The organism is Jiella flava (assembly GCF_017349315.1).
Classification (GTDB): domain Bacteria; phylum Pseudomonadota; class Alphaproteobacteria; order Rhizobiales; family Rhizobiaceae; genus Jiella; species Jiella flava.
Genome location: NZ_JAFMPP010000003.1, coordinates 1 through 12,809, shown reverse-complemented (window position 1 = coordinate 12,809; position 12,809 = coordinate 1). Strand labels below are relative to the sequence as shown.

Annotated in this window: 11 protein-coding genes and 1 pseudogene; 3 read left to right on the top strand and 9 right to left on the bottom strand. The window is 63.4% G+C overall.

Annotated elements, in window-relative coordinates:
• Positions 1-18: 18 nt before the first annotated feature.
• The 8 genes and pseudogenes from J1C48_RS04805 to mscL form a co-directional block, all read right to left on the bottom strand.
• A complete protein-coding gene (locus J1C48_RS04805; protein WP_134764362.1) occupies positions 19-246 on the bottom strand; it encodes a F0F1 ATP synthase subunit C in 228 nt (75 codons plus the stop codon).
• Between the two features lie 93 nt (positions 247-339).
• On the bottom strand, positions 340-1,098 hold the full coding sequence (locus J1C48_RS04800; protein ID WP_207256665.1) for a F0F1 ATP synthase subunit A: 759 nt from the start codon (positions 1,096-1,098) through the stop codon (positions 340-342).
• 118 nt (positions 1,099-1,216) lie between these two features.
• Positions 1,217-1,624: an AtpZ/AtpI family protein gene (locus J1C48_RS04795; protein WP_207256664.1), complete on the bottom strand. Its 408-nt coding sequence runs from the start codon at positions 1,622-1,624 to the stop codon at positions 1,217-1,219.
• An 84-nt stretch (positions 1,625-1,708) separates the two neighbouring features.
• Positions 1,709-2,743, bottom strand: coding sequence for a TerC/Alx family metal homeostasis membrane protein (locus tag J1C48_RS04790; RefSeq protein WP_207256663.1), 1,035 nt, complete (start codon positions 2,741-2,743; stop codon positions 1,709-1,711).
• Between the two features lie 490 nt (positions 2,744-3,233).
• Positions 3,234-4,754 (bottom strand): annotated as a pseudogene (locus J1C48_RS04785) (amino acid permease).
• A gap of 239 nt (positions 4,755-4,993) precedes the next feature.
• Entirely contained in the window at positions 4,994-5,800 is an 807-nt protein-coding gene (eutC, locus tag J1C48_RS04780; protein WP_207256662.1) for an ethanolamine ammonia-lyase subunit EutC, read from the bottom strand.
• Positions 5,800-7,167: an ethanolamine ammonia-lyase subunit EutB gene (locus tag J1C48_RS04775; RefSeq protein ID WP_207256661.1), complete on the bottom strand. Its 1,368-nt coding sequence runs from the start codon at positions 7,165-7,167 to the stop codon at positions 5,800-5,802. Before J1C48_RS04775 ends, eutC begins: the two co-directional genes overlap by 1 nt.
• Positions 7,168-7,350: 183 nt before the next feature.
• Positions 7,351-7,788 (bottom strand): large conductance mechanosensitive channel protein MscL, encoded by a 438-nt coding sequence (gene mscL, locus J1C48_RS04770; RefSeq protein WP_207256660.1) that lies wholly within the window; start codon positions 7,786-7,788, stop codon positions 7,351-7,353.
• 147 nt (positions 7,789-7,935) lie between these two features.
• On the opposite strand from mscL, the gene J1C48_RS04765 reads away from it, so the two are divergent.
• A complete protein-coding gene (locus J1C48_RS04765) occupies positions 7,936-8,886 on the top strand; it encodes a TAXI family TRAP transporter solute-binding subunit (RefSeq protein ID WP_207256659.1) in 951 nt (316 codons plus the stop codon).
• 136 nt (positions 8,887-9,022) lie between these two features.
• Here the strand turns inward: J1C48_RS04765 and J1C48_RS04760 are convergent, their stop codons facing one another.
• Positions 9,023-9,592, bottom strand: coding sequence for a carboxymuconolactone decarboxylase family protein (locus J1C48_RS04760; RefSeq protein WP_207256658.1), 570 nt, complete (start codon positions 9,590-9,592; stop codon positions 9,023-9,025).
• A 355-nt stretch (positions 9,593-9,947) separates the two neighbouring features.
• Here J1C48_RS04760 and J1C48_RS04755 point away from each other — a divergent pair, with 355 nt between their 5' ends.
• Together J1C48_RS04755 and J1C48_RS04750 are read left to right on the top strand one after the other, a co-directional pair.
• The gene (locus tag J1C48_RS04755) at positions 9,948-11,219 is read left to right on the top strand and encodes an SAM-dependent methyltransferase (RefSeq protein ID WP_207256656.1); all 1,272 of its coding nucleotides are present in this window, start codon (positions 9,948-9,950) and stop codon (positions 11,217-11,219) included.
• Positions 11,220-11,580: 361 nt separating this feature from the next.
• Positions 11,581-12,489 carry a PRC-barrel domain-containing protein gene (locus J1C48_RS04750; protein ID WP_231081622.1) on the top strand — a complete coding sequence of 303 codons (909 nt, stop codon included), beginning with the start codon at positions 11,581-11,583 and terminating at the stop codon, positions 12,487-12,489.
• Positions 12,490-12,809 lie beyond the last annotated feature (320 nt).

Here is a 12,809-nt window from a genome sequence, read left to right as displayed (position 1 = left end):
AGGCGAAAATGTCTTCGCTTAGACGGCGAAGAGCAGCAGGAGGGCGATCAGCAGCGAGAAGATGCCGAGCGCTTCCGTCACTGCGAAGCCGAAGATCAGGCGGCCGAACTGGCCATCGGCGGCCGACGGGTTGCGCAGAGCGCCCGCCAGGTACTGACCAAAAATCGTGCCGAGGCCGATTCCGGCGCCGCCCATACCAAGGCAGGCGATACCGGCACCGATGAACTTAGCTGCATCCGCTTCCATGTCGAAACTCCTTTGAATGTGTCTGATAGCGGCGGTTGAAAGGCGCAAAGCGCCATGCGGAGGTGGATCTGAGCAAACTGTTCCCGAACGGGATCAGTGACCCGGATGAATGGCGTCGTTGAGATACATGCAGGTCAGCACCGCGAACACATAGGCCTGCAGAGCGGCGACCAGGAACTCCAGAGCCGTCAGCGCCACCACCATGGCGAGCGGCAGGATCGAGCCGAGAATACCGAGCGTGCCGAGTGCGCTCAAGGAGACGATAAAGCCTGCGAAGACTTTCAGCGTGATGTGGCCGGCGAGCATGTTGGCGAACAGACGAACCGACAGCGAAACCGGGCGCGACAGAAACGACACCACCTCGATCAAAACGACGAGCGGCAACAGCGCCGCCGGGACGCCGGGCGGCACGAAGAGGTGGAAGAAATGCAGCCCGTGCTTCATCAGACCGTAGACGACGACCACGCTGATCACCAGCATCGCCAGGGCGAAGGTGACGATCAGATGGCTGGTCACGGTGAAGAAATACGGCATCATGCCGAACAGATTCGCCACCAGAACAAACATGAAGATCGAGAACACGAAGGGGAAAAACTTCATGCCCGCCGTGCCGGCCGCGTCACGCAGCATGTTGGCGGTGAACTCGTAGCTGAGCTCGGTGATCGATTGCCCACGTGACGGAACGAGACCCCGCCCACGGGTCGTATAATAAAGAAAACCGGCCGTGACCGCGACGGTCAGCACCATGAACAGGGCGGAGTTCGTAAAGGAAAAATCCCAGCTTCCGATCTTGATCGGAACAATACGGAAGATCTGGAACTGATGGATCGGATCTATCGGGTCGTATGCCAAACGGCCTGGTCCTTCGTCGAATTACTGCGCCCAAGAAGAGACGGATTGCCCATAGCGTTCCCGAAGGCGCGAAGCAACACCCCTTCCATGAGTTTGACACCACATGCGGCCATTGCCGTCACCTTTTGCCGTCATTCGGCCCGATCTGAGGCGGCTTGGCGACCGGCTTGGTTTCAGGCGACACCGCCCGCAGAATGTTGCGCACCCCGGCGGCGAAGCCGATCATCAGGAAAAAGATCAGACCGAAAGGCGTGGTGCCGGCGGCGCGGTCGATGAAATAGCCGATCGCCGCGCCGACGATGATCCCTGCGGCAAATTCGCTGGCAAGCTTCAGCCCCTCGGCGATTCCCTGCGAGCTCCCCGCCTTGCGGCTGGCCCGCGCCTCGATATCGAGCCGGGTGCGATGTTCCGCGAGCTTGCGCGACAGCTGGTCGCGGCGAACGTCCCAGGCCGCCGCGTCATTTGCGCCGGAGCCGCCGACCGGCGTTTCGCCCACCGCGTCCACGTCCTCGTCCTTCGCTGCCACGCCCGCCACTCCCTGGCTCGATGGTTCATCTCGCCCCGTTCGCGCCCACCTGTGGCAGCCCGCAAGGCCCGACGCAAGCTGGCGTCAATGATCACCGGACGACGATCCCATCGACCGGCTCTTCAACAGGCTGGCAATCGTGGTGATCACCAAGATCCCGATGATCACCCCCAAGGAGAGCGGCGTCGAAATATGCGGCATGCTCTCGATCGGCTGACCGCCATTGATAAAGGGCAGCGAGTTTTCCTCGAGAGCGTGGAAGATCAGCTTGACGCCGATGAAGCCAAGGACGAGCGCGAGGCCGAAGCCGAGATAGACCAGCCGGTCAAGCAGCCCACCGAGCAGGAAATAGAGCTGCAACAGGCCGAGCAGCGCAAAGGCATTGGCGGTGAAGACGATGTAGGGCGCATCCGTCAGCCCGTAGATCGCCGGGATTGAATCCAGCGCAAACAGGATGTCGGTCATGCCGAGCGCGATGATGACGATCACCATCGGGGTGTAGAATCGCTTGCCGTCACGCTTCACCGTCAAGGCATTGCCTTCGAACTCCGAGGTTACCGGCAGATGGGTCTGGAACCATTTGACGAAGACGTTGGGCTCGTATTCACCGTCGGTCTGCTTGTGGCCCGAGAGGCTTTCGACCGCGAGTTTCCAAGCCGTCCACAAAAGGAACAGACCGAAAATATAGAATACCCAGGCAAAGCGCTCGATCGCCGCGGCGCCGATGGCGATGAAGATGCCGCGCATGATCAGCGCCAGCACGATGCCGATCAAAAGCGCCTTCTGCTGATCCTCGCGCGGCACCTGAAACGACTTCATGATGATCACAAAGACGAAAAGATTGTCGACCGACAGACTCTTTTCGGTGATGAAGCCGGCAAAGAACTCGATGCCGTGGACGTGGTCCCAGAACCAAAAGACACCGCCGCCAAACAGGCAAGCCAGGACGATATAGAAAATCGACCAGAACGCCGCTTCCCTGAAGCTCGGCTCATGCGCCTTGCGCACATGGGTGACGAAGTCGAAGATGAACAGCCCGGCAAAGCCGGCGATCGTCGCGAGCCAGATGACGGCTGGAATGGTGTCGTCACCCGACGCGCTCGTGAACAGATCTTCCAACAGTCAACTCCCATGGGCGCGACCGGCCCGATGCCGGTTCGCCAAGCGTCGGTCAGGGCTGAGGATTTCGCCTCGCCGATCCGTCTGCTCGTCAGCGTCCCGATGGCGGATCGCACGAACCATGGCATGCGATCGACACCGATGTGACGACGCCGGTGCCGCTTTTCGGGCCGGCGCCGGCGTTGGCCCATAGATGTGGTGTCGGGTGGCGACTGCAAACTCTAGCCGGGGAGTTTTTTGAGACGCGTTGCCGCAGTGTCGGCCGGTCAGCGGCATTGTTCGAATGCGACCGCCAAGCACCGGCCCGACTGCTGCATCGACTTTCGGCGACGCAAGATTTCGGGATTCAAAGCATTCGATCCAACCGGCTTCGGTCGCGCCGACTTCGCCGCGAACCCGGGCGCCATTACGACAGACGCCGCGTGTCGAACCCGACACGCGGCGGAGGCCCCATAGCTTCGATGTCAGCCTGATACGCCGGCACCAGTCCTCAGTGGGCGCCGGCCGGATCCTGCATGCCGGCGGCGGCCGCTTCGCTGCGGCTGGCATGCTCGATCGCGAACTCCTCCTCCGGCGAGAGAATCAGCCGGTGGCGACCGACGAAAGCGAAATAGACGAGGCCGATGGCGAACCAGATGGCAACGCCAAGCACGCCCAACCGATATGTCGGATCGGAGAACTGGAAGCTGAGGGTGACGAGAGCGATGACAATCGTCGCGACCGCGCCGGGAATGCCGAAGGGCGAGCGATAGGGCCGTGCGATCTCGGCGTGGTTCCGACGCAGGAGAATGAAGGAGATCGCCTGGGCGATATAGCTGCACATCGCCCCGAACACCGCCATGTTGAGCAGCGTGCCACCAATCACCGCCTCGCCGGCGTCCGCGCCGAGACCGAAGAACAGCGCCAGCATGATCGCCAGCCCGACCAAGGCGCCGGCGATCATCGCCACATGCGGCGTCTTGCGCGCGTCATGGGTGACCTAAAGGAAGGGGGGAAAATAGCCCGCCCGCGACAGCGAGTAGATCTGCCGCCCCTGGGCGAAGATGATGGTGTGGAAGGAGGCGACGAGGCCGATGATCGCCACGAAGGCCAGCACCTTGGCGAGCCCCGAACCGTAGATCGCGCGAAAGCCGTCGAGCAGCGGTTCGCCCGAGGAACCCAGCGCATAGGAGCCCACCCCCGGCAGTGCCGGATTGAGGAAGAGGATCAGAAAGGCGGTGAGGATCAGCGTCAGCATGCCGAGAATGATGCCCTTCGGCATGTCGCGCTGCGGATCGGCCGATTCCTCGGCGGCGAGCGGCAATTGCTCGATCGCCAGGAACGACCAGACCGCAAAGGGCATCGCGGCCAGGGCCCCGGCGATCCCCATCGGCAGGAACGGGCCGTTGCCGTCCTTTAGCAGCGCGCCCCCCGGCCCGATATTCAGCGCCCAGCGCGCGAAGTCGAAATGCGGCAGGGCGGAGACGAAGAAAACGACAAGGACCGCCAGCGCCAGCAGCGTCACGATAACCGTGACTTTAAAGGACATCTCGACCCCGACGATGTTCAGCCCGACAAAGACGACGTAGCCGAGGATCCACCAGACCGGCTGGAACTCCGTCGGCGTGCCGAAGATGCCGGTGAGATAGGAGCCGATGAAGAACACCACGACGGCCGGCGTCAGCACATATTCGACATTTTCGAACAGGCCGGTGACGAAGCCGCCCCATTGGCCCATGGTGGTGCGGGCGAAGGAATAGGCCGCGCCGGTATGCGGCAGGGCGGGCGACATCTCGGCGATCGAGAAGGTCAGGCCAAGATACATGATGGCGATGATGATGGTGGCGATCAGCATACCGCCCCAGCCGCCGGAGAGAAGGCCAAGATTCCAGCCGGAATACTGGCCCGAAATGACCGCGCCGACGCCAAGCGCCCAGAGCGACCACACCCCTGCGTATTTCTTCAACACCCGCTTTTCGAAATAGCCGGCCTCGGCCGTGACGTAGGCGATGCCCTTCTTGTCCGCTGCCATGCTGTGCCCCTTCTTTGGAAACGAAGCTCCCTCTGCTGCGCAAGATAGAGGCACCAAACGCAAGTGCTGTCAAATCATACAAACAAATAATAATAGCGTCAGATTATATCTCACGGCCGGCGCCGGCGCGACGGCTGAGCGCCACCCGCACTCCGGCGGATTCCGGGACGTTTCTCGTGAGCCGAGGCCGGCCTTCCCGACGCAATTCCAAGGGCTGCGGTCGGCCTTGCGCGGCAGGGTCAGTCCGCCGCTGGCCCGATCGCGGCGGCGGGTGTTTCAACGCCGAGCCGGTCATCGGCGTCGTCCTTGAGCTTGGTTCCGGACAGGCCAAGCTCGGCAGCGCGGATGATGAGGCCGGCGAGCTTGTCGCCAGCGATCTCGGGGCGCAATCCCCCCGGCCGAATGTTGGAGACGCAGTTGCGGTCAGCGTCGGAGCGGCCCGGCTTCGGGGCGAAGGTAAGATAGGCGCCGAGGCTGTTGGCGGCAGATAGCCCCGGGCGCTCGCCGATCAGCATCAAGGCGATCTTCGCCCGCAGCGCCGCGCCAATCGGATCCGACAGCGCCACCCGGGCGCCGCGCGCAACCACCACCGGCGCCACCCGCCAGCTCTTCGGAACAGCGTTAAGAACGCCCATGGCAACGGCAGCGCCATGGGCGTTCACGGCCGTCGCCGAGAGGCCATCGGCGACGACGACGACGAGATCAAACGGCATTTCGGCGCGGCTGGCAAGATCGGCCACCGAGCGCTGCGACAAGCGCCGGCCGAGATCGGGACGCCGAAGATAAGTCGCTCGATCGCCCGCCTCGCTCGCCGCGCCGATCGCCGTAAATCCTGCGGATTCGAGCGTGGCGGCGATCGCCTCGGCCTGAAAGTCGGAATGCACGGCATCGCGCGCCCGGGCATGGGCTTCGGCGAAATCGAGATGGGCGCGGGTCGGCAGCCCCGCCCCGTGCCGACCAAGCCCGATCCGCGCCTCGGTAAAGGCGCGCAAGCGGCTCAGCGGATGCTGATCGTCGGGCCCGGCAATCTCGATCTTATCGCTCATTACTCAGCTGCCTCGAGCAGTTTGGAGCGAGCGATCAGCCCGCGGTCGCCGCCGTCTGTCTCGGGCAACAGAAAGCCGGCCTCGTCGAACACTCCGACATCCTTCGCCCAGGCTTCGAATTCCGGCGCCGGCTTCAGCCCGAGCGCCCGGCGCACATAGGCGGCATCGTGATAGGAGGTGGACTGATAGTTCAGCATGACATCGTCGGAGCCCGGCACGCCCATGACGAAATTGACGCCGGCAACAGCGAGCAGCGTCAAGAGGTTGTCCATGTCGTCCTGATCGGCCTCGGCATGGTTGGTGTAGCAGACGTCGACGCCCATCGGCACCCCGAGCAGCTTGCCGCAGAAATGATCCTCCAGCCCGGCGCGGGTGATCTCCTTGCCGTCATAGAGATATTCCGGGCCGATGAAGCCGACGACGGTATTAACGAGCAGCGGATCGAATGCGCGCGCCACGGCATAGGCCCGCGCTTCCATGGTCTGCTGATCGATGCCGAAATGGGCGTTGGCCGAGAGCGCCGCCCCCTGCCCCGTCTCGAAATACATGACGTTCTGGCCGACGGTGCCGCGCTGCATCGCCTGGGCGGCGTCATGGGCTTCCTTCAGCATGGAAAGATTGATGCCGAAGGAGGCGTTGGCCTTTTCCGAGCCCGCGATCGACTGGAAGACGAGATCCACCGGCGCGCCCCGCGCCATGCAATCGATCGCCGTCGTCACATGGGCGAGCACGCAGGACTGCACCGGGCAATCCAGCCGCAGCCGCAGCTCCTCGATCAGGTCGAGCAGCCGGCGCATCGCCGACGGGCTGTCGGTCGCCGGATTGATGCCGATCACGGCGTCGCCGCAGCCAAAGGCGAGACCGTCGAGAATCGAGGCGGCAACGCCCTTGGCATCATCGGTCGGATGGTTGGGCTGAATGCGCACCGACAGCCGGCCCGGCTCGCCGACGGTGGTGCGGAATTGTGTGACGACCGGCCGTTTCCGGGCAATCGCGATCAGATCCTGATTGCGGCAGATTTTTGAGACGGCTGCCACCATTTCCGGCGTCAGCGCCCATTTCAGCGCCGCGATCGCCTCACTGGTCGCCTGGTCGGAGAGCAGAAAGTCGCGCAGATCCCCGACCGAAAAGCCGGCGATCGGCCGAAACGCCTCGGCATCATGCTGCGCCTCGATCAACGCCGAGACATCGTCCTCTGCCGGGTCGATCAGCGGGGTGTTGAGGATGTCGGCGAGCGACGTGTCGGCGAGGATGCGCTGGGCCTTGACACGGGCCTCCTGGTTTTCGGCCGCGACCCCGGCCAGAAAGTCGCCCGACCGGGCGGGCGAAGCCTCTGCGAGAAGCGCCTTGAGAGTTTCCTGCGACATGGTCGAGCATTCCGGTTGCGGGGTGACGCCGATGCGCGGCAGCCGGCCGGTCCCAGACAAACCGGGCGCCGGGCCGGCAGATCTTGCGCTGCATCACACGGCATTTTCGCCGGCTGGTCAATCGCTCAGTATCGCGTCCAATCGCGGCCGCTTTCGCCTCTTCGCCCGAGCCGCGAGACGCTCTCAGACCTGCTTTTCGACGCCCGATCGCGCGGCGAGGATATCGCGGATCTCCTCCAACAGCTTTTCCTCGCGCGGCACATCGGCGACCGGCGCCGGCTTTTCCTCCTCCTTGCGCTTCAGACGATTCATCAGCTTGACGATGAGAAACAGGATAAAGGCGACGATGACAAAATTGATCGTCAGGGTGATGAAGCGGCCATAGGCGAAGACCGGCCCCTGCTTGCGGGCTTCGTCCAGGCTGGTCGCGGTGATCGTCTTGGCCAGCGGCACGAATTTGTTGGTGAAGTCGACGCCGCCGGTGATCACCCCGACCAATGGCATGAAGAGATCGGTGACGATCGAGTTGACGAGGCCGGAAAAGGCCGCGCCGATGATGATACCGATGGCGAGATCGACCATGTTGCCCTTGAGGGCGAATTCGCGAAATTCTTTCAGCATGCCGGAACCGTGCTCGAACGCAAATGGAAGGACACCGAAGATTTAGCGCGTCCAACGAAGGTTCAATCGCGGCAGGCTTGAGCTTTGAAGGTGGCTTGTGAATATTTGGCCTGGCGGACCGGTCTGGTCCAAATCGGGAGGAAAAATATGAAACATTTTGCGCGCCTTACGGCGTCGGCCGTCATAGCCGGCTTCGCCTTCGCCCCCTCGGGCGCCTTGGCCCAGCAGTTCATCAACGTCCTGACCGGCGGCACGTCCGGCGTCTATTATCCGCTCGGCGTTGCGCTCGCCAAGATCTACAGCGACAACATCCCGAATGTGAAAACGCAGGTCCAATCGACCAAGGCCTCGGTCGAGAACATCAAACTCATCTCGCAAGGGCGGGGCGAAATCGGCTTCGCGCTCGGCGACTCCGTCAAGGCGGCGGCCGAGGGTGATGCCGAAGCGGGCTTTCCGCAGAAGATGGACAAGCTGCGGGCGATCGCCGCGATCTATCCGAACTATGTTCAGATCGTCGCCTCGAAGGCATCCGGCATCACCGATCTTGCCGGGCTGAAAGGCAAGGCGCTGTCGGTCGGGGCGCCGGCCTCGGGCACCGAGCTGAACGCCCGGGCGATCTTCAAGGCCGACGGCATGAGCTATGACGATCTCGGCAAGACCGAATATCTGCCCTTCGCCGAATCGGTCGAATTGATCAAGAACCGCCAGCTCGATGCCACGCTGCAATCGGCCGGCCTCGGCGTCGCCTCGATCCGCGACCTCGCCGCCTCGATCCCGATCAATGTCGTCGCCGTGCCTGCGTCGATCGCCGAAAAGCTCGGCGCGCCCTTCCGGGCCGCGGAGATCCCGGCCGGCACCTATGACGGCCAGGACAAGGCGGTGCCGACGCTGGCGATCACCAACATTCTCGTCACCTCGGCCGATGTCGACGACGAACTCGCCTATCAGATGACCAAGCAGCTGTTCGAGCATCTGCCGGAGCTCGTCGCCGCCCACAATGCCGCCAAGGGCATCGACCCGAAGACGGCTGCCAAGAACCTGCCGGTGCCGCTGCATCCGGGGGCCGAGCGCTACTACAAGGAAGCCGGCCTGCTCTGAGCGACGGGCGGCTTCAAACGACACGCAGAGGCCGGCGCGTGATGTCCTGACGCGCCGGCTTTGCGATCCGTAAGCACCGCGCCCGCCGCATGATCTGCCGGACCCGGCCCGGCCCGGGACATTAAAATTAGCCGGCTTATTCCTTCTCCGGCACCGGGACGTTGAAGCCGTTCAGCGTCACCGATACCAGACAGTAGAGACCAACGAGATAGATCAGCTCGTTGGCGCCGTGCTGGCCGAAGGTCTTGACCGCCATCTCATAGGTCGGGCGCGGCAACACCCCACCGCCATTGAGCAGCGCAAAGGTCACGTCGTAAGCGACCTCTTCCTCACCCTTCAGGCCGGTCGGCTTGACGCCGGCGACGAGCGTGGAGAGCCGCTCGTCGGTCATCCCTTCCTTCTCGGCCACCGCCACATGGGCGTAGATCTCATAGGCCGCGTTGAAATGCGCGCCGGTGACCAGAATGGCGATCTGGCGGGCATTGTCGGGCAGCGTCGCCGCCAGCGACATCGCCTTGGTCAGCTCCCAGATGGCGCCGCCGATCTTCGGCTCGTGCAGCCAGGGATTCCACGGGCCCATCAGCGCACCATCCTCGCGCACCGCTTCGAACGCGTTGAAATTGCTGGAAATGCCGGCCTTCATATCGTCATAGAGCGGCTTTTGCTCGTCGCTGAGATGGGCCGGTTCGATCAAGGGAAGACGCATTGGGGGATCCTCTCGGGTCATCAGGAAGCGCGCATCGGCGCGCGGCGCAGCTCCGCAAGGGCGCGTCGTTGTTGCAATGCAAAACACCCCGTCATCGTTTCGCCGAAGACGCAGCTTGCCGAAATTTCATCGAACCGCAGCGGCGACCGCGATCCTTCACCGCGCCACGCCGCGGTCAGTTGCGCCGTGCACGCGGGCAGGATAAGCCCCGCGCAACCCAATGGCGTTTCACGTTAGAGCGCCCTGCGTCCGATCGGCCGCAGAACCGACGCTCTGACCCCTTGAATCGAAGCATCGCGCTGTGCCGAAAATCGATTCCGATTGTCAGGCCGATGCAGTCAATCGGAGCAGACGAATGGCAGGTGCGGAAGACAAGCTGGCCGATCTCATTCGGCAGGTCGTCGCCGCTTTCGAGCCGCGCATTTCGGTGCGGCTGTGGAATGGCGAATGGCTGGGCCCGACCGACGGGCCGGTGCTCGCCCTCAACGATCCGGCCGCCATCGCCCGGCTGGTGGTCAAGCCGAACATCGCCATCGCCGTCGGGCTGTGGATGACCAAGGCAATCGACGTCGAGCATGGCACGATCTTCGATCTGGCCGCCGCACGCTCCGAGATCCGCAGCAAGACGGCGCTGGCGAAGGTCAACAAGCTGAAGGTGGCAAGCGCCCTGCCTGCCCTTTACAGCCTGTCGCGCAAAGCCAAGGCCAGCGGCCCGACCTTGGGCAACGATGCCACCGCGAGCGGCTCGTCGCAGGCGGCAATCCAGTTCCACTACGACGTTTCCAACGACTTCTACCGGCTCTTTCTCGATGCCGGCATGGTCTATTCCTGCGGCTATTTCGACGGCTGGCACAACGATATCGACAAGGCCCAGACCGACAAGCTGGAGATGATCTGCCGCAAGCTGCGGCTGAAATCCGGCGAGCGGTTTCTCGATATCGGCTGCGGCTGGGGCGCATTGTTGATCCACGCCGCAAAACATTACGGCGTTACCGGCCACGGCGTGACGCTGAGCCAGGCGCAGTTCGATCTCGCCACGCAGCGGATCGCCGAACAGGGTCTCAGCGATCGGATCACCGTCGAACTCAAACCCTTCGAAGCGCTGACCGGCCAGTTCGACAAGGTGGCCTCGATCGGCATGTTCGAACATGTCGGCTGGGACAAGCACGACGCCTATTTCAAAGCCGTGCGCAAGCTGCTCAAGCCGAACGGGCTTTATCTGCACCACGCGATCACCCGGCCGGGCAAAGAGACCGACGCGAAATTTCGCAAGGGCACCAAGGAATATGCGGCGATCATCCGCTACATCTTTCCCGGCGCCGAACTCGACCATATCGGCCATTCGGCGCAGTTTCTGGAAAAGCACCGCTTCGAGGTCCATGACGTCGAGAACTGGCGTGAGCATTACGCCCGCACCTGCCGGCTCTGGCATGATCGGCTTTTGTCACGCATGGACGAGGCGGCGGCGATCGCCGGCGAAGAGCGGGCGCGGCTGTGGCTGCTCTATCTCGCCGGCGTCTCCCTCGGCTTCGAACGCGGCGGCCTGTTGATCTACCAGACGCTCGCCTCGAAGCGCTCCAAGGGCCCGAGCGGGTTGCCGCCAACGCGGCGGGACCTCTACCGCTGAGCATGCGAGCGCCGAAACATATGTTCGGGGGATATGCCGCTGTCGGATTTTATCGACGGCGGTGCTGTCGCCATTGCTTTGCCGGCTTTCGCCCGATTGTTTAGCCCCGACTTCACTTTTGAAAAATTTGGACGCGCCGTGAAAATGCGATCGAAATCACCTTCAGGTGCTGCATCGCGGAAGCAAAATTCCCAGTGATTTGAAACATTTTTCGCGCTTGCGAATGCGACCGGTCACCATTGTGATCGATCGTTACTGATGCGCCGATCGTCAGTCTTGAAAAGAAAAATCACAATCCGTGAAGGAACGTCATCTCCACTCAACAATTCTGTCTGTCGAATTCCAATCGGGAGACTGTACCATGCGTAAGTCAGCAATCATCGCCCTTTTCGCCAGCGTCGCCCTGCCGCTCAGCGCTTTTGCGCAGGACGCGACCAAGACCCCCGACGCCGGCAGCACCACGCCGCCGGCCGCCAGCGATTCCACAACGGCCGGATCGAGCAGCGGCGACGCGATGTCGAACAGCTCCGGCCAGTCGTCGGATGCGGCACCGGCAAAGCCGGCGTCCGATGGCACCAGTGACATGAGTTCCGGCAGCGCGTCGTCGACCCCGAGCGATCAGGCGACAACCGCCGCCGGTGCCGAAGCCGCATCGTCGGGGCCCTTCGTCACCGTGCCGCCGAGCGGTGCCTGGCGGGCGACGGACTTGGAAGGCAAGGACGTTTATGATCCGAAGGGCGACAGCATCGGCGAGATCACCGACGTGCTCGTGTCCAAGGACGGCAAGGTGATGGCGGTTCTCGTCGGCGTCGGCGGCTTCCTCGGGATCGGCGAAAAAGACGTCGCGGTTTCGATGACGGCGCTCGAATTCGGCCCGGGCAAGACCGAGGGCCTGAAGAGCGAGAAGGAAGCGGCGGCTGAAACGACCGCCTCGACCACGACAGGCGACGCCGGTATGGCCACAGGATCGGCAGGCGGCACCGGCATGGCAGCGGGTGGCGCGGCTGGCGGAGGCACGGCGACACCGGCAGCCAGCGCCGAGCCGCAAAAGCCGGTGGTCGGCGAGGATAATCTGCCGGACCGCATCGTCCTCAACGTCTCGCGCGACCAGCTCGAGAATGCTCCAGCTTACAATAAGCCGAAGGAGGAGAAGAGCAGCTCCAGCGATGCGTCGACGGCGCCGGCTGCAGGTAGCGCCTCCACCCCGGCGACCGGCGGCGCCGCAGCCCCCGCCCCGGCAGACGGCGGCGCCTCGGGCTCGTCGAACTAACTGTCACCGCGCGTCGCCCTTAGGGCGGCGCGCCCGCCGCCCGCGCGGCAGGGTTTGGGGAAGCTGCGTCACCGCTCCCCATCACCTGCGTCACCAAGACCCTCCGGGGCGGCACTTTCAAGACCTCGCGCCCGCAGGTTCGGCGGCACAGACTTTCAGCCTCTCTGTCAAACTTCGCCCGCCGCAGCTCTCCTGGCGGGCCTTATACATTGTGAGGCCGGAGCATCGGTTAAGATGCTCCGGCCTCAAGTGTCATTGGGGTGGTGCAACACCGCAATGATGGTGCGCAAAGCGGTTGGCCCAGGCGGGCATGAACTTTC

Coding starts and splice junctions, on each gene's coding strand:
- J1C48_RS04805 (WP_134764362.1), bottom strand. CDS start 246: ATGGAAGCGGATGCAGCTAAGTTCATCGGTGCCGGTATCGCCTGCCTT.
- eutC (WP_207256662.1), bottom strand. CDS start 5,800: ATGAGCGATAAGATCGAGATTGCCGGGCCCGACGATCAGCATCCGCTG.
- J1C48_RS04775 (WP_207256661.1), bottom strand. CDS start 7,167: ATGTCGCAGGAAACTCTCAAGGCGCTTCTCGCAGAGGCTTCGCCCGCC.
- mscL (WP_207256660.1), bottom strand. CDS start 7,788: ATGCTGAAAGAATTTCGCGAATTCGCCCTCAAGGGCAACATGGTCGAT.
- J1C48_RS04765 (WP_207256659.1), top strand. CDS start 7,936: ATGAAACATTTTGCGCGCCTTACGGCGTCGGCCGTCATAGCCGGCTTC.
- J1C48_RS04760 (WP_207256658.1), bottom strand. CDS start 9,592: ATGCGTCTTCCCTTGATCGAACCGGCCCATCTCAGCGACGAGCAAAAG.
- J1C48_RS04755 (WP_207256656.1), top strand. CDS start 9,948: ATGGCAGGTGCGGAAGACAAGCTGGCCGATCTCATTCGGCAGGTCGTC.
- J1C48_RS04750 (WP_231081622.1), top strand. CDS start 11,581: ATGCGTAAGTCAGCAATCATCGCCCTTTTCGCCAGCGTCGCCCTGCCG.